The organism is Halovivax asiaticus JCM 14624, assembly GCF_000337515.1.
Taxonomy (GTDB): Archaea; Halobacteriota; Halobacteria; order Halobacteriales; family Natrialbaceae; genus Halovivax; species Halovivax asiaticus.
Genome location: NZ_AOIQ01000009.1, coordinates 113788 through 135353, shown reverse-complemented (window position 1 = coordinate 135353; position 21566 = coordinate 113788). Strand labels below are relative to the sequence as shown.

Below are 21566 nucleotides of genomic sequence, written 5' to 3'. Positions count from 1 at the left end.
GCGGCTCGCCGATGGAACTGGGACGGCAAGGCGTTCCAACCGTGCATGGGTGGTGCTCACACGACGGTACCGGTCAGGTGGGCTACGACGTGCAATCGCTGGCCCGTTCGAACGAGCCTAGAGGTCGGTTCGGTCGAACCGCAGGTAGCCGGCGAGGGGAAGCAGGACGATCCAGGCCAGTAGGACGATCACGGCGAATTCGACGCCGGAACCACTCCCAGCTAGCGCGATCGACTCGGCGGTCGATTCGGGAAGCGTCCGCACGAAAATCTCTTCGACGGCCAGGTTCGGCGACAGCGTCATGACGTACTCCGTCCACCACGGCGAGGTGGCTGGCCGCTCGAACCCGTTTAGCAGATACGCGAGACCCGAGGGAACGATTCGCCAGGCGAGGACGAACATGAGGTACACGCTGAACGTGGTGACCGACGCCCACGATGGCGAGCGAACGCTCGCCGAGATGGCGATCCCGGCGGCCGTGTAGGCCAGCGCGAGCACGAGCGAGACGAACAGGAACGTCATGTAGGCCGCACCGGGGACCGCCGCCCCCATGAGGACGACGACCATCCCGCAGACCCAGAGCCCGCCGACGATCACTGCCGCGACGACCAGAAACCGGCCGACGTACCCGCCGAGGACGACGTCACGACGGTGGTGGGGGAATCCGAGCAGGAGTTCCAACTGGCCGTTGTGCCGGCGCTTGACGATACTCTCGTACGAAAGCATGAGCGCGACGGCCGGAACGATGTACATGCCGAGCATTCCGATCAGCATGATCAACTCGTTCGGTGAGCCGAATCCATCGTTCACCGAGTTCGCGTGGACGTAGCCGAGCAGGCCGAACATCGCGGCGAACAGCACGCCCATCCCGTAGAGCTGGCGATTCCGCCGAAGGTCGCCGATCTCCTTCTGAGCGATACGCGTCCAGCTCATCGCTCGCCCTCCGTGTAGGAGACGAAGAGATCCTCGAGCGACGTCTCCTCGGTGGTGAAGTCGTGGATCGCCAGGCCCGCGTCACGCAGTTCGTCGAGGACGCCCAGCTTCGCCTCGCGGCGGCAGGTGACGATCAGTTCGTCGCCGTGCCGGCGGACGGCCTCGACTCCATCGATCGCCTCGACGACGGCGACAGGATCGGCGACGGATCGCTGGCTCGGATTCGCTGGGGCCCGTTGGTCCGATCCTCTGGTCGACGACCCGGCAGCCTCACTGCGGCTCCCGGGTGCCGTTGCGGTCGCGGTCCCACCGGGGCTCCCGGTTGACTCGGTCGGACCGGCCGCATCGGGTTCGAGCGTCACGGTCAGTTCGCCGGTCGCACCGACGCCGTCGCGGAGGCCGTCGATCGTGTCGACGGTGAGAAGTTGGCCGTCGCTCAGGATACCCACGCGGTCGGCGACCGCCTCGACCTGTTCTAAAATGTGACTCGAGAAGAACACCGTCGCGCCCCGGTCGCACTCCTCGCGCACGATCTCGCGCATCGTCCGGACGCCGTGCGGGTCGAGTCCCGTCGACGGTTCGTCGAGGATGAGCAGGTCCGGTTCGCCGACGAGTGCCGTCGCGAGGGTGAGGCGCTGGGCCATCCCCTTCGAGTAGCCGGTCGCAAGACGATCGGCGGCGTGGGCCACGTCGACGCGTTCGAGCAATTCGTCGGGATCGTCGTCGGCCGCGTTCGCCTCGATGGCGTACTCGACGTGCTGGCGCCCGGTCATCGTCTCGAAGGGGGCGAAGCCCTCGGGGAGGACGCCGGTCTCGCGCCGGACGGCGACGGGATCGGTCGCCACGTCGTGGCCGAGGACCTCGACGCGACCGTCGGTCGGGTGCGTATAGCGAAGGAGGATATCGATCGTCGTCGACTTGCCGGCCCCGTTGGGACCAAGGAAGCCGAAGACCTCGCCGCGCTCGACGGTGAGGTCGATGCCGCGGAGGGCGGCGACGTCACCGTAGGTCTTCGTGACGCCGCTGAGTTGGATGGCGGCCATGACCGGCGGTTTCCGGCCCCAACGTGTAAGCGTTTTCATCAGTCCCTGTCGCCATCGTCAGTCGGCGAGGGTCCGGGTCCCGACACGACTTTCACCCGGTCGCTCCAAGGAGGGGCTATGAGCGATGACGCACCGGTCGGCGAGGAGACGCCGGCCGCAGACGACGCCGAGGAAGCAGCCGCCGACGCCGATCAGGCGGCGGACGATGCCCAGGCCGAAGCCGGCACGGCCGAGGGGCAGGGTCCCGTCCTGATCGACGAGGAGTTGGCGCGCCACCTGGCAAACAAGCGCGACGACCTCTTCGAGAAGTTCGAGATCCGCGACGAGTTCCCCGAGGCGGTCCAACAGGAGGCCGAAGCGCTGACGGGCGACGTCCAGGACGACATCGACGAGGCGATCGACGACCGTCGGGACTTACGCGACCTGACGACGTGGACGACGGATCCGATCGACGCCCAGGACTTCGACGACGCCATCTCCGTCGAGGAGCGCGAGGACGAGTACGTCCTCTGGGTGCACATCGCTGACGTCACCCACTACGTCCACCCCGAGTCGGCGATGTGGGCCGAGGCCGTCGAGCGCGGGAACACGGTCTACCTGCCGGGGTACACCATCCACATGCTGCCGCCGATCCTTGCGGAGTCGGTCTGCTCGCTCGTTCCCAACGAGGAGCGCTTCGCCCACACGGTCGAGATGCACTTGGACAAAGAGCACCTCGGCTACGAGTCGATCGACATCTACAAGTCCGTCATCGAGTCCGACGAGCGCCTCACCTACAGTCAGGCCGAGAACCGACTCGACGACCCGGACGCTCCGCTGCACGAGGAGAACGCGCTCGTCTACGAACTTGCCGACCAGATGCACGAACAGCGCAAGGAGGACGGCTCACTCGTCCTCAACCCCTCTCGCGATCGCGCCCACACCATCATCGAGGAGTGCATGCTGAAGGCCAACAAGGCCGTCACGCACACGCTCATGTGGGACCGCGGGGTGGAAGCGATGTACCGCGTCCACCCACAGCCCAGCCCCGACGAGTGGTCCAAGGCGCTCCAGGAGATTCAGGAACTCGACGGCGTCTCGATCCCCGGCGACAAGTGGGACGACCCGCGAAAAGCCGTCAACGCCACCTTAGAGGAGGCGCCCGGCCGCCAGCTCGACAAGATCCAGTGGGCCGTGATGAAGGTGATGCCCCGCGCGAAGTACATGAACGATCCCTTCGGCGGTCACCACGCGCTCAACTTCGAGATCTACGGCCACTTCACCAGTCCCATCCGCCGACTCTCGGACCTGATCAACCACTGGATCGTCTACCAGAACGACGTCCCGGAGAACCTGGTCGCGCTCTGTGACCGCGCCAGCGACAAGCAAAAGGACGCCGAACAGTGCGAGCGCGAGTACAAACAGTTCCTCCAGGAGGTCGGTCTCGATCCGATGGCGGTCAACAACCGGGGAGTCGAGGTCGTCGATACCGAGGAAGCGGAGACGACGATCTAATCGCCGTTCAGCTGGTCGGAACGATAGCAGCAGGCGTTACTGTCTCCATTCGCGAGCTTCTCCACCCAGCGTCAAATCTCGATACGGACGGATCCTGCCGATTATGCCCCTTCGATCGGGTTCGCCTCGATGACGTCTTCGCTCGTGACCGTGATGGTAAACCCTTCATATTCGAACGAAATGTTGTCGCAGGTTCCGAAACCGGGGGCCGACTCGGTCGCCAGTTTATCGAGTGCGTCCGTCTCGATGACGGATTGGAGCGGTGTCAGGCTTCGCGGCGCTCTGTCGAGTGCGGTCGCAACAACCGAGACGATCGCCAAACTCGTCGAGTCACGGGTGTTGTCGTACGTCGCCTGGAACGAGTCAGTTTCTCCATCGAATTCGATCGGGCTCAGCGACTCGGTGATCTCCGGATTCGCAGGTATCGAGCAAAATTGGTCCATCAATAACTAGAGTCGGTCGACGGGGGAGAGGGTGTCTTTTGCTCGTGCAATACGTCTTTATGCGGGGTGGCGATAGCTACTCGTCGGGAGTGATGAGGCTGCTCGCGACGAGGCGTCGCATGCCGCGTTGCAACCGTGATGAAACCGCCTGGCGGGTGATGCCGAGTTCTGCTGCGAGATCGGCCTGCGTTGCGTCTCGTGGCGAGTCGAAGTAGCCGCTCGAATACGCCAGTTCTAGCGCGTTTCGTTGCCCGTCGGTCAGATCGTACTCTCGGTCAGACCTGAGCGATGAAATTGCGTGGAGTTCGGTCAGCTCGATCGGGATATCGTGGTCCTGGCAGTACGTCTGAAAAGCGGAGAGATCCTGTTGTTCGCTCGCACGGAGTTCGAAGGTCCAGCGCTCTTCAGTGCCGATGCCGGAAAGGAGCGTAATATCGGTGTTGACAATCGCCGTGAGAATACTCTCGTGGGCGAGGTTCCAGTCGATACGGACGAACATCTGTTTCTCCACTTTGTCGATCACTTTGATCTGATCGATCCCGATATCTTCGCTCAAATCGGTCGTGAGCTTGTCGGTGTCGTCTGCGGAGATCCAGAAGTACGGGATGACAGCCTCACCCGTCGGTACTACACGATCTAGCTCGACCGTGACGTCCGTCAACTGCTCGAAGACTGCATTCAACGGAAAGTCCGCTCGCTGGAGGGTGAATGCGGCTTCAATAGCCATACTAGCTGACTAGCGCGTCTCCCTTTTGGGTTAGTCGCTCCGCTTCACTTCCGGACCGTTCCAACAGCCGGTCGGTCTGTTTTCTGTACGACCGACGGAACGGGAGTGGGGACGTGTCGATTTGCCCCGTGCGGAGACGGAGGCGACGCCACTATTCTGCCAGTCCGCTGTCGTCTTCGTCCCTTCGAAGCGAGTCTCGTGTGTCGCGGGCTTCGGAACTGTCCGACTGCTCCCGTGTCCGTGTCGGAGAGACTTTTGAACAGCGACCCCTGGTGAGCGGTATCGATGTATCTGGTCACGTTCCGTCTCGACCCCGGTGACTACGACGCGCAGTTCCACGAGTTAAACGACGCGATACAGGTTGTGGCGGAAACGACGGACGGCTATCGCGGCAAACGCACGTGGAACGACCCGGAGAGTGACGAGGTGTTGGTCGTCTACTACTGGGAGTCTCTGGACGCGCTCGAGGAGTTCGGAGCGGATGACACCCACGAACGAGCCAAGCAGCGCTGGACCGAGTGGTACGACGCCTACGAGGTCACCATCACGGAAGTCGTCGAAACGTACGGAAGCGGCTTCGGTGAGTCGGCAGATCCACCTGTATAGGACACCGAACTGTTGTGCTGCGCCCCGGATAGTCATCCTCGGTTGTCGACATCCCCGTCGATCGGTGACCGTCGTCGATTTTCCTCATGGACGTATCGGCGGACGGTTCCAGTCCTCACCGAAAGCGACTCGACAGTGATGTGACGCCTGTCGCCTCCGCAGCGATGACGACTCCGACCATACTCACGCAACTTCCCCAGACGATACTTCCTGTCCCCGAGTTAGAAAGGGCGAGGTCCACACCACCGAAGACGAAGAACGCGGCAAGTACCAGGTACACAATTGTTGCAACCGTCGCGAGCATCGCCTCTCTCGTTGCGGCATAGACGGTGGCGTAGAGTGCTTCCTGGTCGATACCAGGAGCCGCACCACCATCGGTGGCTGTTTCCTCGGACGTGTCCATAGCCGTGTCTTTCCTGACTATGAGTATATACTTTTGGCGCCGAAAACGATCGGCAACTATTTGTATTGATTCCCACCCCTCACTCGTCCAAACCGGTACCGCTCCGCTCTATTCCGAGCGACGACGGACCAAGGTGACGACTCCTGGGGTAATATCCCATCCGCCGCCTGTCCTCATTCCCACCGGACGGTGGCGTGGTCGGCGATGACCGAGTCACTCGAAAGAATTGCGTCCGTGTCGAGTCGGTCGTGGCTGGCGACGATCATTGCGTCGTGGATAGACAGGTGTGGAACGTGCGGAGCCAGTACTGAGAGCTCGTCACTATCGTGATCGACGACGGTGAGTGGGAGATCGGTTTCGAGTCGATCGACGATTGCCGTCGCATCGGCTTCGACAGGAACACCTGCAATTTCCTCGCGCTTTTGAATTCGGTACACAGACTCGATCGCAGCGATCGTCGGCAGGTAGAGCGTTGCGTCACCGGACTCCGCTTGGCGGAATATCTCGTCAACGGTCGGCGGAAGACTGTCGACGAGGTAGCGGATGAACGCGACGGCGTCGACGGTGTACCGACTCATTCCGTCCACTCGCTATCGCGTCGGTCTCGTATTTCCTCGGCCAGGGTCGCGGCGACGGCTTCGCGTTCCTCCTCGGTCGTGTCGTCCGGAACGAGCATGCCGCGACCGCTCGACGGTTCTCGTTTTTTCAGGACGATCCCGTCGTCAGATTCCCACCAGACGACCTGATCACCCGGCTCGATATCGAACTTCTCGCGGAGCGACTGCGGGATCGTTGCCTGTCCCTTCTGACTGACGCGAGTCGTTTCGGGCATGCGTAGTATTACCGGCTGTAAAACTTAACGCTTACTCCGTTACACGGCGATGGGATGCTACGACAACTCTTTCTCGTAGATGTACTCACGAACCTCGCCGTCGCCGAGGACGCTCTCCTGTTCATCAACCCGCACGAATCCGGTAGCCTCGTAGAAGGAGACGCCGACGTCGTTGTCGGCGAGCACTTCGAGCCACAACGTCTCGAAGTGCGGACCGAGTTCGCGTTCAACTTGCTCCAGAAGCCGGCTCCCGACGCCGTCGCCCCAGACGGCCGGGCGGACGTAGATCCGCGAGAGCTTCGCCGTGCCTGTGCGGTCCGGGTGCGGCCCGGCGTGGGCGAAGCCGACGATTTTCGACGCCGCTTTCATCGGCTCGACGCCGTCTGTACCGGACCGAGCGCTGTCGGCGTGGGTGTCGTCGTCGCCGTCGGATGAATCCACTCGCTCGTAGACGAGGAACGTCGCGTCGTCCCGGCCGGCGGCGTCCGTAATCTGGTCGGCGAGCGAATCGAGTGCGTACCACCGGTCGATCGTCCGGTCGACCGTCTCGGCCCCGATGACGTCGTCGTAGGCGGCGTGCCAGCTCTCGCGGGCGACGGCCTGCACGACCGCCCCGTCGTCCGGGCGGGCCGCACGGACAGGTTCAGTCACACACTGCGATCCGCACGGCGGGGGAAAAAGCGTTCGCTCGACCGTAGTGGGGTGTCGTCTCGTCTGTACGGAGGGCTGTTCGAGTTGCGATCGACCGGATCGATTCCAATCGCGACGATCGATTCGCGACTGGCCGTTGGGATCAGTCCACGCGAAATCGTGTTATCGGAGCCGTGCGCCGACGGCGGTGAGCAGGCCGAACAGCGCGGCGATCGGTCCGAAGCCGGGCAGCGAGTCGGCGCCGGGGATCGAACTGTCGCCCTCGGAGTCGTCTGCGTCCTCACCGGACATGGTCATCGTCCGCTCGGAGAAGTGGTCGATCGCGACGGCGACCGTCGCTTCCCCCTGGGCCTCGTTCGTCGAGGTGACCATGTAGCGCGGTTCTTCGCCGGCCGCACCGGCTTCGAGCTCGGACATCGTACTGGCCTCGGCGGCCGCCTCGCCGTCGACGGCGACGGAGAGGTTCTCGACGGAGCCGACGGCTTCCTCGGAGACGGTCGTCAGGACGACCGTTCCTTCGCTAACCGAGCGGTCGATCGTGACCTCGACCTGGTTTTTCGTCTCGGTGCTGACTTCTGTCGTCGTTTCCTCGCTGTACGTGACCGTCTCGCTCACGATCTCGCCATCTCGCTGCTCGACGGCGAGTTCGGCCGCGGCCGAACCGTTCGCGATGAGGGCCTCTTCGGCTTTCGCCTGTTCGTCTCGTTCGCCCTCCGCGTACGAGCGGAAGACGAGTTTCGCGTCGCTCGAGAGGTCGGCGGCGACATTGCCGTCTTCGTTGACGGCGACCTCACCGTCACCGACGACGATGAACGCGCCCTCGCGCTCGCCTGAATCGACGACGACGGTGTCGCCCTCGACCGACGCTGACGCGTCGCTAGCGAGGTCGGCCTCGACGATCTGCGAACTGCCACCGGCAGAGACGACGAGGTGGCCCTGTTGCGTGTCGTGCGCGGACACCTCGGCGCCGCTCTGGGTGCTGATCGTCGCACTGGTCTGGGTCTGGGCGGCTAGCGAGAGGCCAGCCCCATCGATACCCATCATCGTACGGAGATCGATGTCTCCACCGAAACCGGCGTCGGACTGGGACTGGACGCGGACGTCGCTGAACGTCTGTTCACCGGCGACGCTGAAGTCGGTGATCGCGTTTCCGTCGACGGCGAAGTCGACGTGCGCGCCCGCGAAGCTCTCGTTGCTCGATTCTTGTGCTGTGGCGGTCCCCGGGACGGCCATCACGAGGAGGCTCGTCATCAGGAGGAGACTCATCACGGCGGCGCGTTTTCGAGTCATTGCACTCGCCACTGCACACGTAACGGAAAAACCCCTTCTGGCAAACCCGTCCAAACGTCACGAATCGAGACGGCACCCGGCAGGTGAAATGATCGGATCGGTGCCGTCGTACGTCACCGCGAAACGGCCGAGGCTCCGTCGGAAACGACGGATTCGACCTCCGAGAGCGAGAGTCGAGCGACGTCACCCGGGATTGTCCGCTTGATCGCGGCGGTCGCGGCGGCGTACTCGAGCGAGCGCTGCACGTCGTTGCCGGCGAGCCGGCGGGCGAGGAAGGCGCCGGTGAACGCGTCGCCTGCGCCGATCGGCTCGATCGTATCGGTCTCGAACGCGTCCTGGTCGTGGACGACGCTGTCGTGCCAGGCGAGCGCGCCCTGGCTCCCGCGCGTCACGACGACCGTCGTGAAGTCGAACTGCGAGGCGAGCTTGTGGGCGAGCTGGCGATGGTCGCCCTCGAACCCCAGGACGGTCTTGGCGTCGCGTGCGGCGATGATCAGCACGTCGATGCCCGGGAACAGCGCGGTCAACGCCTCCTGTGCCTGTTGTGGAGTCCAGAGTTTCCGCCGGTAGTTGACGTCGAGGGCGGTCGTCGTCCCGGCCTTCCGGGCCGTCTGCAGGAGGTGTTTCGTCGTTTCTCGAAGCTCCGGCGAGAGCGCCGGCGTGATACCCGACGTGAAGAAGACGCGGGCGTCGCGGATCCGGTCGAGATTGAGTTCGTCGGGCGTCGCGGTGGTGACCGCGCTCCCTTCGCGGTCGTAGACGACGTTCGAGCCGCGGGGGTCGCCGCCCGTCTCGAGGTAGTAGGTGCCGACCCGGCCAGACCGACTCCAGGCGACGTCGGTCCGGATGCCGTACTGGCGTAGTTCACCGACGACGCGCTTGCCAAGCGGCGTCTCCGGGAGTTTCGACAACCAGGTCGAGACGGCGCCGAGGCGCTCAGCCGCGACGGCGACGTTGCTCTCGGAGCCCGCCGCCTGCACCTCGAAGGAGGTCGCCGCTTCGAGCCGGTTGTCCCCCGGCGGCGAAAGTCGGAGTAACGACTCGCCGAAGGTGACGAGATCGCTCATCGCGCCCTCCGTGCCCGCCGGCGGGGCACCGTCGTCCGCGTGTGGTGGTCGCTCATAGGCGGTGACACGAGAGGACGTGTCATAAGTGGTGGCCTTCCTGTACTGTCGACAAGGTCGGATAGCCGCCCTTGTGCCGGTTCAACGACCCCTATCTCGCGGTGACTGTCTGATGGTAGCACGCGTCTACTCCGCCCTGGCGGTCGATGTGGCACGCCGGCTGCCGATTCGCGTCTCACGTCGCAGTTACGAGGTGGTCAGTGCTGTCGGAGTCGTCGGGTTCGGAGCTGTCGTCGGTTGCCGGAGCCGGCTCGCACGCCATCTCGTACCCGAACGTGTCGAGTAGCGACAGGCTCGCCTCGACGTGGTCGGTGACGGCCGGGATCCGAACGCGTCCGCCGGCGAGTGCGAGCGGGACGAGCAACTGGTCGGCGAGGTGTCGATCCACTGGAGCCGCTCCCTCCACGAGACGAATCGCGGCGTTTGCCGCCTCTTCGCCGACGCGCTCCGCCGGCTTCCCCCGCTCGCCGAGGGCGTCGGTTCCCGCGATCCCGGTCTCGAAATCGAGTCGACAGCCGATGACCGACCCGGGCGAGTCGCTCCGGGCGGTCGTCACCACGCGCTCGGTGACGAGACCGCCGTCTCGCTCAGTCTCGACCGCTCCCTCCAGCCGCTCCATCGCCGCCCGCAACTGGCGCTCGGCAACGTTCTGGTCAGCGAGCGAGGCAGATTCGGTCGAGTAGACCCGAACCCCGCGGAGTGTTCCGCGTTCGTCGAGTCGGATCGGATCCAGACGCGAGGGCGCGAGGTGCAGGGTCACGTCCCCGCCGCCCGCGGGATAGAAGCCGCGCCGGTCGACCGACAAAGCGGCTTGCAACCCGAATCGCCGCAAGAGTGGCAGTTTGACGCGGCGGTAGTAGTCGAGTGTCGGCGACCATTTCACGTCCGTCCCGCCGGTGGCAGTGAGGGTGAGCGGGGCCGAGAGCCGTGTCGCGAGCGGGAGGACGGCGTCGAACAGCAGTGTGAGACTCCCTGCGGTCCCCAGGTCGATGTCGTATGCGCCGCTGGGAATGGCTGCCTCGGTGGTCGTACTGGCCGCTCTTCCGGTGCTATCGTCGGAGGAGCGAGTACGGCCCGAACGCTCGACGCCGCCGAATCCGGGTTCGAACGTTACCGTCTCGCTCCCGACGTCGGGGCTCGAACCGTCCGCTCCGGCGATGTCCGCGTCACAGATATCAGCCAGCGTCTCGACGACGGCGAGGTGTTGTGGGCGCAGTCCGGGCGTCGATCGGTCGCCGCGGACGTTCTCGATCCGGACGGGACGGCCCTGGATCGTGGCGAGTGCCAGGGCCGATCGCAGGAACTGCCCGCCGGCGTTGGAGCCGTCGAGTTCGCGCATGGCCGATCGTTTGGGGGCGGGCGGCTTCGGTGTGTGGGTTCGTTCGGGCCGGCCGATGTCGGGCGTTCTACCCGCCGTGGCCCGGATAATCCCGCTCGAACCGGTCCTCGATCTCCGTCTCGTCGATATGGACGATCACGGGCCGACCGTGCGGGCAAGCGTAGGGATTCCGACAGTCGTCGAGGGCGTCGAGCAGGTCACGGACCGATCCCTCGTGCAGCGACGTGTTGCCGGTGATCGAGGGATAGCAGGCGAGGTCGCCGAGGAACTCGTCGGCCATCGCGTCGACCGTTTCGGCGCCGCTTGCGCCGTCGCCGGTCACGATCGCGGCGAGGACATCCCGGAGCTGGGCGGGGTCGAGCGTCTCGTCGAAGACGGCCGGAACCGCCGTCACGGCGATCGTGCGTTCCTCGACGCGGTCGGCCCGGAAGCCGAGTTGGGAGAGGGCGTCGGCCACGTCGGCGAACGCGGCCGATTCGGCCGCCGTCAACTCGAGTTCGACGGGGTCGGCGAGCGCCTGTGCGGCCGGGTTCTCGGCGACGGCCCGTTGCAATCGCTCGTAGTTCACCCGCTCGTCGGCCGCGTGCTGGTCGATCAGCGCGAGGCCGTCGGGCGTCTCGCAGACGAAGTAGGTGTCGTGGAGCTGCCCGAGGACGCGCAGCCGCGGGAGCGTCTCGTACTCGCCCTCGATCTCGGCGACGTCGCCGGTGAGTGTCCGCTGGTCGGTCGCGACGTCGAACTTGCGGGACTGATCGGCGAGCGACCGTGCGCCGCCCCCGTTGGTGCCTGTCGGCGGCGTCGGACCGGCGTCGATCGCCGACACGTCCGCCGATTCGTCGCTCGACCCGGCCCGCTCAGGGTCGACCGGTGCGGCGCTCTCGGTCGATGCGGCACTGTCGGGTGATTCTGTGTCGTCGGTCGCTGTCGCGCTGTCGGCCGATTCCCCGGCGTCCACTGCGCCATCGTCAGTTGTGGGTTCGACCCGCCCGCCTGTCGCCCCGTTCGTCGATTTCGACTGTCGGCCGTCAGCCGCCGGATCCTGGCTCGCCTCGTCACGTTCGTCGCCGCGGCCTCCCGCTGCAGTGACCGAACCGGGCGGGGACGCGGGGTCTTCGTGCCCTGTGGCCCGATCCCCGCGACCGGTCACCCCATCGTCCCGTTCGCTCGCTTCCGCGGCGGGGGCTCCCCGCTCGTCCGCCCGACGGCCGGGTGACTCGGGTTCCACCTGCGTCTCGTCCGGCTTCGACCGGCCGCGTGGTGCGCCCGATCGGAGGAGGCCGTGTTCGAGCAGCGCGGATTCGACGGCCGAATCGACCTGTCGGCGGACGGCGTCGGCGTCGTCGAAGCGGACTTCGCGCTTGCGCGGGTGGACGTTGACGTCGACGGCCTCGCCCGGGACGGAGAGGAAGCAGACGACGAAGGGGTAGCGGTCGGTGCCCAGTTGCGTGCCGTAGGCGCCCACGATCCCCTCGCGGATGGCGTCGGCGGTGATCGCGCGGCCGTTGACGTACGTGGCGAGGTACTCTCGCGTCGAGCGATTGGTCTCGGGGTGGGAGACCAGGCCCGAGACAGACTCGACGGGCCCCGGTGGGAGGTCGTCGCCGCTCGCCTCGACGGCTATCATCGAGGCGGCGACCTCGCGACCGTAGACCGAAAGCACCGCGGCCTGGAGGTCGTCCTGCCCGGTCGTCGCGAACACCTCGCGGCCGTCGTGGGTCAGCGAAATCGCGACATCCGGATTCGCGAGGGCGTAGCGCGTCACCACGCGGTTGACGTGGGCGAACTCCGTCGCCGTCGTCTTGAGGAACTTCCGACGGGCGGGCGTGTTGTAGAAGAGGTCGGTCACCTCGACCGTGGTCCCCTCGGGACAGCCGGCGGGCTCGACGTTCGTCACGGTACCGCCCTCGTAGACGAGTTCGGTGCCGACAGCACCGGCCCCACCGCCTGCGGTTGCGGTCCGTCCACCCGCGCTCTCGCCGTCGGACCCGCTCGCTCGCGGCCGACTCCGGATCCGGAGTCGCGAGACCGACCCGATGGTGTGCAGCGCCTCGCCCCGGAAGCCGAGAGTGGTGACGCCGCCCTCAAGATCGTCCAGATCGGCGATCTTGCTCGTCGTGTGCTGACGGACCGCGGCCCGGAGGTCGGCCTCGCTCATCCCCTGCCCGTCGTCGGCGACGCGGATCAGCTCCGTCCCGCCCGACTCGACGGTGACGTCGATTCGCGTTGCGTCGGCGTCGAGACTGTTCTCGACGAGTTCCTTCACCGCGCTCGCGGGCCGCTCGACGACCTCGCCGGCGGCGATCCTGGCGACCGTGTCCTCGTCGAGCTGGTGGATGTCGGTGTCGCCGGCGTCGCTCACACCGACACCTCCGCCCCCGCGTCCTTCGGCGCGCGTGCGTCGTCCATGTCGCCCGTCACTGGGTGCCCCGGCGGCAAAACACCTGCGGGCCAGCGACCGAACAGCCGGATTCCACGACTGTCATGGGAGCCGGTCCCGTGCCTCTTTAGCCGTTGTCGTGGGAGAGTGGCCCGACCTATGGGTGACATCGACGTCGCGATCGGAGTCGACGCGGACTGCGTCGCCGGCTGGCTCGGGTCCTACGGCGGCGCGGACTCGCCCGCCGACCTTTCGCGTGGCCTGGCAGCCGGAAACGAGGGCATCCCGCGGATGCGGACGCTCTTTGCCGAGGAAGGAATCGACACGTCGTGGTACGTCCCCGGGCACACGCTGGAGACGTTTCGCGACGAGATCGAGGCGGTCGCCGCGGACGGCCACGAACTCGGGGTGCACGGCTACTCCCACGAGAACCCCACCGACCTTTCGCGCGAACAGGAAGACGAGATCCTCGAGGTTTCGATCGAGCTGATCGAGGAGGTCACCGGGGACGCCCCTGCCGGCCACCGGGCGTCGTGGTGGGAGTTCAGCGAGAACACGCCCGAACTCGTCCAGAAGCACGGATTCGACTACGACAGCAGCCTGATGGAGCGGATGTTCGAGCCGGACTGGATGCGCGAGGGAGACAGCTGGGAGAAAATCCGCTACGAAGAAGCGCCCGAGACCTGGATGACGCCCTACGAGTACGGCGAGGAGACCGACGTCGTCGAGATCCCGATCAGCTGGTACCGCGACGACATCCCGCCGATGCTGTTCATCAAGCAGCCGATCTACCACGCCGGCTACAAGGACCCCGAGATGATGTACGAACAGTACTACAAACGCCAGTTCGACTTCCTCGCCGACCGCCGCGGCGCCGGCGTCTACACCTTCACCATCCACCCCGACATCCACGGACTCCCGCACATGATCCCGCTGCTCCAGGACTTCATCCGGTACGTGAAGGGCCACGACGACGCCTCGTTCGTCACGCTGGAGACGATTTCCGAGAAGTTCCGCGACGACCCGGCGGTCTACGAGAGCGAGACCGACTACGTCTGAGGCGGTCGTTCGACTACGTTTCTCCCGTTTCTGCTGAAAGGCTGGTGGCGTCCGGAGACGGCTCTTCACGAGGACCGACGAACGCCTCGCGGAGCCATTCGCCGGTGGCCGTCGGCTCGTCGATTCCACGGTCGGCCGCCGCGGCGATCGCCAGCGAGAGTCTGAGTCTGGCCTTCCCCGGCGACAGGTCGCCGGCGAAGATCGCCCCGTGATCGCGGAGGGTCTGCCCACCGCCGTCACCGCCGTAGACGGGCGACGTTCGCCCGGCGAGACAGCGGGACGTGACGACGACAGGAATCCCAGCTTCGATCGCCGTCGCGACCGCGTTGCCGATCGGGGCGGTCACGTTACCGAGGCCCGTCCCCTCCACGACGATCCCGTCGACGCCGCGGTCGATCGCGGCCCGGAGGAGCGTGTCGTCCGCACAACTGGTGCTCGTGACCGTGACGACCGTAGCCGAGAGCGAGGTCGCGGAAATCGGGTGCGTCTCGCGCTGGGGCTGTCGGCGGATCGCGACTCCATTCCGGTCGACGACGGCGACCGGCCCGTGACCCGGGGAGCGAAATGCGGGGAGTCGCGAGGTGTGGACCTTCCGAACCGCACGCGCCGAGTGAACGGTTTCGTCGAACGCGACGAAGGTACCGCCGTCTGCGCCCTCGTACTCCTCGCGCTCGCGGAACGCCCGTGCAGTCTGGACCGCCGTCAGGAGGTTCGACGGGCCGTCCGCGCTCACCTCGTCCGGCCGCCGCTGGGCGCCCGTGAACAGGACCGGCGTCTCGGGCTGGACGGTGACGTCAACGTAGTAGGCACTTTCCGCCATCGTGTCGGTCCCGTGGGTGACGACGACCGCGTCGACCGACGGGTCCGCATCCATCTCGCACACGCGCTCACCGATCGCTTCGAGCGATTCGGCGTCCAGCTCGTAACTCGGGACCTGGACGACGTCCTCGACGGTGAGGTCGGCCAGGCCCGAAAGCGGCGGGACGGCGTCGACTAACTCCCGGCCGCGTTTCGTCGGGTTCGCCCCTGTCTCACCCTCGTCGGCGGTACTCGCGATCGTGCCACCCGTCGCGAGAACGGTCACGTTCATGGGGTCAGTTGGACGACGAGCGGGGAAAAGGTGGTGCGGTGGTCTGTGTGGAGTGGTGGTCCACCTGCGGAAATTCCTGGCTCGACGCGCTCAGCTGTCGAGGCCCAACTCGTCGGGCGAGAAGGTGTTGCCGACCGGGGGAACGCCCTTCGCCGTGATCGTCTCACCGTTGACGAACGAGGCGGCGGGACTGACGAGGAACTGGACGAGGTCGGCGATCTCCTCGGCGTGGCCGATGCGTCGGTCCGTCTCCTCGCGCGGAGGCATGTCCTCGCTCTGGACGCCGAGGGTCTCGGCGACGCCGGGCGTCTGGACCAGTCCTGGCGCGACGCAGTTGACCCGGACCCCGTCGCCGGCCCACTCCGCGGCGAGCGTCTCCGTCAGGCGGATGATCGCCGCTTTCGCCGCGCCGTAGTGACTCTCGCCGGGCGCGGCGTGCTGGCCGTTCACGCTCGAGAGGGTGACGATCACGCCGCCGTCACCCTCGCGCATGACCTCGCCGGCGAGTTGCGAGCAGTGGACGACGCTCGTCAGGTTGAGGTCCATGATCGTCTCCCAGCCGTTCTGTGAGATGTCCTCGAACGGGGCGACGAACTCCCCGCCGGCGTTGTTCACGAGGATGTCGATGCCGCCGAAGGCGTCGACGGTCTCGTCGACGAAGGTCTCGACCGACTCGCGATCGCGGACGTCGCACTCGATGGCGAGTGCCTCGCCCGGCACGTCGTTCTCCTCGATCGCGTCGGCGACCGGCCCGATTCGATCCATCGATCGCGAGCAGATCGCGACGTTCGCGCCGCCGGCCGCGAGCGTCTCCGCGATCGACCGCCCGATTCCCCGACTCGCACCGGTGACGATGGCGGTCTTGCCCGCCACGCCGAAGTCAGGTTCGTGCATCGTCGGGACGTCGACGGCCCGGACGAAAGGTGTGGCGCTTCCGGCGGGCCTGGCTGGCTCATACGGTTCGGCGAGACGTCTCACGAGGTCGTTTCCGTCTGGGGAGACTACAGCGAGAAATCGTCGACGTCGCCGGTCACTGCTCCGCGCCGTCGAGCCGGTCCTGTAGCTCCTGAATCCGCGAGGCCAGTTCGATCGGCGCCGTCCCGTTCACGTCGAGCGATGCGAGTTCGTCGAGGACGGCCTCGGTGTCGGGATCCAGCGCGGGCGGGTCCGCCGGCTGCGCGTCGGCCTGCTCGGCGCTCGCCGCCCCGCCGTCGGTGGTCGCCGCGTCGCGATTGCCGCCCTCAGCTCCCGGCCCGCCGGACGGTGGCGCACCCGACGCCGACGCAGTCTGCATGGTCCCACTCTCCAGGTCGAAGACGGCCTGGACGGGTTCCGCGGAACCGCCGCCGCGGGCCTCGATGGCTTTCTCCTCTCGCAGACGGTCGAGGACGTCGCGGGCGCGGTCGACGACGGGGTCGGGCACGCCCGCGAGGTCGGCGACGTGGATGCCGTAGGAGCGGTCGGTCGGCCCCTCGCGGATGGTGCGCAGGAAGGTGACGTCACCGTCGCGTTCGTCGGCCGCCACGTGAACGTTCGCCACGCGCGGGAGGTGCTCGCCCAGACTCGTCAGCTCGTGGTAGTGGGTCGCAAAGAGCGTCTTCGCGCCGACCTCGTTGTGGAGGTACTCCGTGGCCGCCCAGGCGATGGAGATCCCGTCGTACGTCGCCGTTCCCCGACCCACTTCGTCCAGGATGACCAGTGAATCCTCGGTCGCGGCGTGGAGGATGTTCGAGAGCTCGTTCATCTCGACCATAAACGTCGAGCGCCCCTGTGCGAGTTCGTCGAGCGCGCCGACGCGGGTGAAGATGCCGTCGACGAGGCCGATCTCGGCCTCGCGGGCGGGGACGAAGCTGCCGACCTGCGCGAGCAGGACGATACAGGCCACCTGGCGCATGTAGGTGGATTTCCCGGACATGTTGGGGCCCGTCACCACGACGAAGCGGGGTTCGTCGCCGGACCCGGCTCCCGACGAGTTCGCGTCCGCTCGCAATTCCGCCGCTCGGTCCGCCCACGACTCCGCCGCTCCGTCCGTCACCGATCCGACCCGTCCCAGCCTGGCGTCGTTCGGCACGAACTCGGTGGTCTGCTCGACGACGGGGTGACGGCCCGCCTCGATATTGATCCCGTCGCCGTCGTGGAGGTCGGGACGGATCCAGCCGTTCGCGGCGGCGTGGCTCGCCAGGCTGGCGAGCGCGTCGACGGTCGCCAGCGTCCGGCCGACGTCCTGGAGGAGTTCGGCGCAGTCGGCCACCCGCTCGCGCAACTCGCAGAACAGGTCGTACTCCAGGTCGTGGCGCCGTTCCTCGAGTCGGAGGATCTCGCGTTCCTTCTCGTCGAGTTCCGGCGTCGTAAATCGCTTCGAGTTCTTCAGCTGCTTGATCTCCTCGTAGTGATCTGGGACGCCGTCGGCGGCCGAGCGCCCGACCTGGATGTAGTAACCGTCGGTCTTGTTCCGCCCGACGCTAACGTGTGAGAGGCCGTGCTGGTTCGACTCGCGGTCGGCGAGCGAATCGAGCCACGCCCGCAACTCTTCGTGGCGTTCGATCAGTTCGTCGAGTTCGTCGTCGTAGCCGTGCTGAATCACCCCGCCCTGGGTGATGGTCGAGGGCGGTTCCGCGGCGAGGGCGGCGGCGAGCGATTCACGCAGGGTGGCCGCCGCCTCGCGGTCGGGTTCGTCGACGATCTCGGAGAGCGGCGAATCTGCGAGTTCGGGCGCCGACTCGATCGCCTCGGCGAGCCGGGGCAACACGGCGAGGGTGTCGCGCACCGAACACAGCGCGCGGGCGTCGGCGCTGCCGTGGGTGGCGCGGCTGGCCAGGCGCTCCAGGTCAGCCGTCTCGCCGAGCGCCTCGCGGATCTCGTCTCTGGCCAGCGCCGCCGAGGCGAGGGCGGCAACGCTCTTCTGGCGGCGTTCGAGCGTGTCGAGCGAGCGACTGGGGCGTTTGAGCCACTCGGCGAGCAGCCGGGCGCCGGCACTCGAGTCGGTGTGATCGATGGTGTCGAACAGCGACCCGTCGCGCTCGCCCTGCATCGTCTCGGTGAGTTCGAGATTGCGCTGGGTCGTCGCGTCCAGCGTCACGTGGTCGTCGCCGTGGTGGGTCCGCAGGCGCGTCATCGAGGCGAGCACGCCCGCGGCCGTCTCCGCGACGTACGAGAGGACGGCGCCGGCCGCCGCCACCGTCGGCTCCGGCAGCGCGAGCCGATCGACGGGTTCCGCGCCGAACTGCTCGCGCACGGTGTGTGCGGCTCGTTTGGGCGCGAAAGCCTCCGCGTCGTGGAGGCTCAGGGCCGCGTCGGTGCGTTCGCGTAACGCGCCCAGGAGCTCGTCGTCGTTTCGCACCGCCGGGCCCGGCAGCACCTCGACGGGCCCGAAGCGGTAACACTCGGTCAGCACCTCGTCGACGTCCGCAGCGCTCGCGACGAGGAACTGGCCGGTCGTCACGTCCGCGAACGCGAGGCCGTAGGCGACGTCCGCGTCGTCGGTCGCCGAGCGACTACTCGTGTCACCACTCGACCACTCGGCGTGGGCGCCGCTCGCGCTCGAATCCAGATCGACGCTCCGGTCGGCCGCGACGATGGCGGCGAGGTACTGCGCGTCGGCGTCGCGCGTCTCGAGCAGGGTCCCTGGCGTCACCACGCGTTCGATCTCGCGGGCGTGGCCGCCCTCGGTCTCGTACTGCTCGGCGACCGCGACGCGATAGCCCCGCTCGACCAGTCCGGTGAGGTACGGCGTCAGGTCGTCGTACGGCACGCCAGCCATCGGGTAGGACTGGCCCTGCGAGGACTTCGAGGTGACTTTGAGATCGAGCTCCTCGCCGACGACCTCGGCGTCGTCGCCGAAGAACTCGTAGAAGTCGCCACACTGCATCGCGAGTAGCTCCGCGTCGGTCTCGTCTTTCAGCGAGAGAAATTCCCCGACGATCCCCGTCGCCTCGGTCATACCCGGTGGGTGGGTGTCGACCGGGAAAACGCTGCGGGTTCGACCCGCCTGCGACTCACTGCCGCCTCCAAATACCGCCGCGGTCTAGCCGATTACGACGGCGACGGGTCGCACGTGGCGTCGGTCGTCGCCCCACTTGCATCGTCGGCGTCGTCCGTCCCCGAGCGGTCGTGTCCGTCGGCGGGTTCACCGTGTTCGGTGTCGCCGTGGTCGGCGGCTGGGCTGTCTTCGAGTCCGTCGTAGTAGATGTCGAACCTGGCCCCGCCGTCGGCCGACTCGGTGACGGCGAGCGACCAGCCGTGGGCCTCGACGATCTGTCGGACGATATCGAGGCCGAGGCCCGTGCCGTCCTGGTTCGTTGTGTAGCCCGATTCCAGAACCGCGTCCCGGTCGTCTTCGGGGATTCCGACGCCGTCGTCGGCGACGTAAAACCCGTCGGTTTTCGTGGGTGCTGACTCGGTCGACTCGCCACCCGCACTCGATCCCGCGTTGTCGACCGTCTTCCCACCGATCGTTCCGACGGTGACGGTGATGTCCTGACCACCGTGTTCGACGGCGTCCTGCCGAGTGGACGAGGCAGGGCTCGTCGAGCCGTGCTCGACGGCGTTGCGAAAGAGGTTCTCGAAGGCTTGGCTCAGCCGCGACACGTCGGCAGCGACCCGGTGGTCGCCGGTCTCGACTGCGAGCGTGGCGTCGGCGGTGTCGACGCCGTTCCAGGCCCTGTTCGCGAGCACGGAGAGGTCGACGAGGCTCCGGTCAGAGACGATATCACCGTGTCTGGCGAGGGTGAGGACGTCCTCGATGATGTCCTCCATGCGGTCGAGCGACGTCTCGATCTCGTCGAGCTCTGGATCGTCGTAGCGTTCGGCGAGGATGGAGAGATAGCCGTCGGCGACGTTGAGCGGATTCCGGAGGTCGTGACTGACGACGCTGGCGAAGCGGTCGAGGCGCTCGTTCTGGCGTTCGAGTTCGCGCTCGTAGCGCTGGCGATCGGTCACGTCGCGGATGATGAGAAACTGGCCGATTCGAGTGTCGCCGTCCAGTAACGCAGTCGTCTCGACGGCGAGGTACGTCGGGGTGCCATCGGCCGTGAGACGGACCGCGGTCGATGCGCTCCGGCTCCCGATATCGTCCGCGCTCGCGTCGGGTGACGGCTCCACGGGCACCGCCCCGGCGTCGGTCTCGTCGTCCTGACTCGACGGCGTGGCTGTCGATTCGTCGGGCGTCGGCGAGAGCGGATCCGTCGCGAGCCAGTTACCGATCTCCTCGGGTAGCACGGTTGTGACGTCGCTACCGAGCACTGCGGCGACATCTCCCTGTAGATAGGGAGCGGCCTGCGGGTTGGCGTCCACGACGCGCCCTCGTCGATCGAGGACGACGACGCCGTCGGTGATCTGCTCGACGATCGCGTCCCGGGCGATCGGCAGGAGGTCGGTCAGGCGGTACCGGAACACGGCGATGGCGAGCGCGACCGCCGCGACGGTAAATCCTATCGAGGTCGGCTCGAATCGGCTGTCACTGAGGATGTAGACGATGTTGCTCAGCCACGGAGCCAGGGCGGCGATCAGGAGGAGCGTCGACTGGCCACGATAGAGATCGTTCGACTGCAGGATGAACCTGGCGAGGAGGGCAGTTCCGATGGCGAGCAGGCTGTAGGCGTACAGCACGTAGGCGTAAAACCCGCGGCCGTTTTCGAACACGTAGCCGACGGGCGTCGCGTCCGAGGGGACGATCTCCGTCCACAGCAGCGAGTGTGAGGTTCCGGTAAGGGCGAGCAGATACAGGACGGCCGGGACGGCGTAGAGTGCAGCGAGCCGACGGCGCGTCAGTCGGTCGTCGTGGTTGGTGTAGACGAGGATAAAGAGGAAGGTGGTCGTCGGGACGACGGCCACGCCCAGATAGTGAACCGTCTGGGTGACGAGTATCGTCGCCTCGCGGCTCTCGACGAGCATACTCGCGAAATCGCCGCCCGTCCACAGGGCGATTCCGCCGGTGAGTAACGCGAGCGCCTTCGTCTCGGCGTGGTCCGGGTTCCGAAGAGCGAGTACCGTGATGACCACGCTCGTGGCAGCCCCGAGTGCAACGGCCACCATGTACGCGGTGGCGAGAGTTGCCATCATCACGTAATTGGGTTCCGCCGGTATAACGCCAGTGGCCATCGATGATCGCCCGTGTCTCGTCTCTCAGGGCCGTGGGTCCGTCGGAACGCCGCCAT

At 66.5% G+C, this 21566-nt stretch carries 19 protein-coding genes; 3 read left to right on the top strand and 16 right to left on the bottom strand.

Annotation, left to right across the window (positions count from 1 at the left end; all coding sequences use genetic code 11):
• Positions 1 to 117 precede the first annotated feature (117 nt).
• Entirely contained in the window at positions 118 to 933 is an 816-nt protein-coding gene (locus C479_RS05475; RefSeq protein WP_007699057.1) for an ABC transporter permease, read from the bottom strand.
• The gene (locus C479_RS05470; RefSeq protein WP_007699054.1) at positions 930 to 1976 is read right to left on the bottom strand and encodes an ABC transporter ATP-binding protein; all 1047 of its coding nucleotides are present in this window, start codon (positions 1974 to 1976) and stop codon (positions 930 to 932) included. Before C479_RS05470 ends, C479_RS05475 begins: the two co-directional genes overlap by 4 nt.
• A 117-nt stretch (positions 1977 to 2093) precedes the next feature.
• Here C479_RS05470 and C479_RS05465 point away from each other — a divergent pair, with 117 nt between their 5' ends.
• Positions 2094 to 3470 (top strand): RNB domain-containing ribonuclease, encoded by a 1377-nt coding sequence (locus C479_RS05465; RefSeq protein WP_007699051.1) that lies wholly within the window; start codon positions 2094 to 2096, stop codon positions 3468 to 3470.
• A 101-nt stretch (positions 3471 to 3571) separates the two neighbouring features.
• Here the strand turns inward: C479_RS05465 and C479_RS05460 are convergent, their stop codons facing one another.
• The gene (locus C479_RS05460; RefSeq protein WP_007699048.1) at positions 3572 to 3913 is read right to left on the bottom strand and encodes a HalOD1 output domain-containing protein; all 342 of its coding nucleotides are present in this window, start codon (positions 3911 to 3913) and stop codon (positions 3572 to 3574) included.
• A 76-nt stretch (positions 3914 to 3989) separates the two neighbouring features.
• Complete coding sequence (locus C479_RS05455) at positions 3990 to 4640, bottom strand: helix-turn-helix domain-containing protein (protein WP_007699045.1); 651 nt, start codon at positions 4638 to 4640, stop codon at positions 3990 to 3992.
• A 285-nt stretch (positions 4641 to 4925) separates the two neighbouring features.
• Between C479_RS05455 and C479_RS05450 the strand changes: the two genes are divergently transcribed.
• Entirely contained in the window at positions 4926 to 5246 is a 321-nt protein-coding gene (locus C479_RS05450; protein WP_007699041.1) for an antibiotic biosynthesis monooxygenase family protein, read from the top strand.
• A 115-nt stretch (positions 5247 to 5361) separates the two neighbouring features.
• On the opposite strand, the gene C479_RS05445 is transcribed toward C479_RS05450, so the two are convergent.
• The 8 genes from C479_RS05445 to mutL all read right to left on the bottom strand — a co-directional run bounded on the left by C479_RS05445 (position 5362) and on the right by mutL (position 13244).
• Positions 5362 to 5649, bottom strand: a complete 288-nt coding sequence (locus C479_RS05445) for a hypothetical protein (protein WP_007699034.1) — start codon at positions 5647 to 5649, stop codon at positions 5362 to 5364.
• Positions 5650 to 5822: 173 nt separating this feature from the next.
• On the bottom strand, positions 5823 to 6227 hold the full coding sequence (locus tag C479_RS05440; protein ID WP_007699032.1) for a type II toxin-antitoxin system VapC family toxin: 405 nt from the start codon (positions 6225 to 6227) through the stop codon (positions 5823 to 5825).
• Positions 6224 to 6481, bottom strand: a complete 258-nt coding sequence (locus tag C479_RS05435; RefSeq protein WP_007699029.1) for an AbrB/MazE/SpoVT family DNA-binding domain-containing protein — start codon at positions 6479 to 6481, stop codon at positions 6224 to 6226. The genes C479_RS05440 and C479_RS05435 overlap by 4 nt, the downstream gene beginning before the upstream one ends.
• A 57-nt stretch (positions 6482 to 6538) precedes the next feature.
• Positions 6539 to 7132, bottom strand: coding sequence for a GNAT family N-acetyltransferase (locus tag C479_RS05430; protein WP_083893815.1), 594 nt, complete (start codon positions 7130 to 7132; stop codon positions 6539 to 6541).
• Positions 7133 to 7294: 162 nt separating this feature from the next.
• Positions 7295 to 8422: a hypothetical protein gene (locus tag C479_RS05425; protein WP_049907094.1), complete on the bottom strand. Its 1128-nt coding sequence runs from the start codon at positions 8420 to 8422 to the stop codon at positions 7295 to 7297.
• 113 nt (positions 8423 to 8535) lie between these two features.
• Entirely contained in the window at positions 8536 to 9489 is a 954-nt protein-coding gene (kdgK1, locus tag C479_RS05420; RefSeq protein ID WP_007699014.1) for a bifunctional 2-dehydro-3-deoxygluconokinase/2-dehydro-3-deoxygalactonokinase, read from the bottom strand.
• 232 nt (positions 9490 to 9721) lie between these two features.
• A complete protein-coding gene (gene rtcA / locus C479_RS05415) occupies positions 9722 to 10885 on the bottom strand; it encodes an RNA 3'-terminal phosphate cyclase (protein ID WP_007699012.1) in 1164 nt (387 codons plus the stop codon).
• 67 nt (positions 10886 to 10952) lie between these two features.
• Positions 10953 to 13244 (bottom strand): DNA mismatch repair endonuclease MutL, encoded by a 2292-nt coding sequence (mutL, locus tag C479_RS05410; RefSeq protein WP_007699009.1) that lies wholly within the window; start codon positions 13242 to 13244, stop codon positions 10953 to 10955.
• A 177-nt stretch (positions 13245 to 13421) separates the two neighbouring features.
• On the opposite strand from mutL, the gene C479_RS05405 reads away from it, so the two are divergent.
• A complete protein-coding gene (locus C479_RS05405) occupies positions 13422 to 14321 on the top strand; it encodes a polysaccharide deacetylase family protein (RefSeq protein ID WP_007699006.1) in 900 nt (299 codons plus the stop codon).
• 13 nt (positions 14322 to 14334) lie between these two features.
• On the opposite strand, the gene C479_RS05400 is transcribed toward C479_RS05405, so the two are convergent.
• The 4 genes from C479_RS05400 to C479_RS05385 all read right to left on the bottom strand — a co-directional run bounded on the left by C479_RS05400 (position 14335) and on the right by C479_RS05385 (position 21471).
• Entirely contained in the window at positions 14335 to 15411 is a 1077-nt protein-coding gene (locus C479_RS05400) for an asparaginase (protein WP_007699004.1), read from the bottom strand.
• 90 nt (positions 15412 to 15501) lie between these two features.
• The gene (locus C479_RS05395) at positions 15502 to 16305 is read right to left on the bottom strand and encodes an SDR family NAD(P)-dependent oxidoreductase (RefSeq protein ID WP_007699002.1); all 804 of its coding nucleotides are present in this window, start codon (positions 16303 to 16305) and stop codon (positions 15502 to 15504) included.
• 136 nt (positions 16306 to 16441) lie between these two features.
• On the bottom strand, positions 16442 to 19351 hold the full coding sequence (gene mutS, locus C479_RS05390; protein ID WP_007699000.1) for a DNA mismatch repair protein MutS: 2910 nt from the start codon (positions 19349 to 19351) through the stop codon (positions 16442 to 16444).
• 92 nt (positions 19352 to 19443) lie between these two features.
• Positions 19444 to 21471, bottom strand: coding sequence for a histidine kinase N-terminal 7TM domain-containing protein (locus C479_RS05385; RefSeq protein ID WP_007698998.1), 2028 nt, complete (start codon positions 21469 to 21471; stop codon positions 19444 to 19446).
• Positions 21472 to 21566 lie beyond the last annotated feature (95 nt).

Excerpts from the sequence above, each read along its gene's own strand:
- C479_RS05475 (WP_007699057.1), bottom strand. The coding sequence starts at position 933 with ATGAGCTGGACGCGTATCGCTCAGAAGGAGATCGGCGACCTTCGGCGG.
- rtcA (WP_007699012.1), bottom strand. The coding sequence starts at position 10,885 with ATGCGCGAACTCGACGGCTCCAACGCCGGCGGGCAGTTCCTGCGATCG.
- C479_RS05395 (WP_007699002.1), bottom strand. The coding sequence starts at position 16,305 with ATGCACGAACCTGACTTCGGCGTGGCGGGCAAGACCGCCATCGTCACC.
- C479_RS05470 (WP_007699054.1), bottom strand. The coding sequence starts at position 1,976 with ATGGCCGCCATCCAACTCAGCGGCGTCACGAAGACCTACGGTGACGTC.
- C479_RS05455 (WP_007699045.1), bottom strand. The coding sequence starts at position 4,640 with ATGGCTATTGAAGCCGCATTCACCCTCCAGCGAGCGGACTTTCCGTTG.
- C479_RS05405 (WP_007699006.1), top strand. The coding sequence starts at position 13,422 with ATGGGTGACATCGACGTCGCGATCGGAGTCGACGCGGACTGCGTCGCC.
- C479_RS05385 (WP_007698998.1), bottom strand. The coding sequence starts at position 21,471 with ATGATGGCAACTCTCGCCACCGCGTACATGGTGGCCGTTGCACTCGGG.
- C479_RS05440 (WP_007699032.1), bottom strand. The coding sequence starts at position 6,227 with ATGAGTCGGTACACCGTCGACGCCGTCGCGTTCATCCGCTACCTCGTC.
- C479_RS05450 (WP_007699041.1), top strand. The coding sequence starts at position 4,926 with ATGTATCTGGTCACGTTCCGTCTCGACCCCGGTGACTACGACGCGCAG.
- C479_RS05435 (WP_007699029.1), bottom strand. The coding sequence starts at position 6,481 with ATGCCCGAAACGACTCGCGTCAGTCAGAAGGGACAGGCAACGATCCCG.
- C479_RS05460 (WP_007699048.1), bottom strand. The coding sequence starts at position 3,913 with ATGGACCAATTTTGCTCGATACCTGCGAATCCGGAGATCACCGAGTCG.
- C479_RS05425 (WP_049907094.1), bottom strand. The coding sequence starts at position 8,422 with ATGACTCGAAAACGCGCCGCCGTGATGAGTCTCCTCCTGATGACGAGC.
- mutS (WP_007699000.1), bottom strand. The coding sequence starts at position 19,351 with ATGACCGAGGCGACGGGGATCGTCGGGGAATTTCTCTCGCTGAAAGAC.
- C479_RS05445 (WP_007699034.1), bottom strand. The coding sequence starts at position 5,649 with ATGGACACGTCCGAGGAAACAGCCACCGATGGTGGTGCGGCTCCTGGT.
- C479_RS05465 (WP_007699051.1), top strand. The coding sequence starts at position 2,094 with ATGAGCGATGACGCACCGGTCGGCGAGGAGACGCCGGCCGCAGACGAC.
- C479_RS05400 (WP_007699004.1), bottom strand. The coding sequence starts at position 15,411 with ATGAACGTGACCGTTCTCGCGACGGGTGGCACGATCGCGAGTACCGCC.
- kdgK1 (WP_007699014.1), bottom strand. The coding sequence starts at position 9,489 with ATGAGCGATCTCGTCACCTTCGGCGAGTCGTTACTCCGACTTTCGCCG.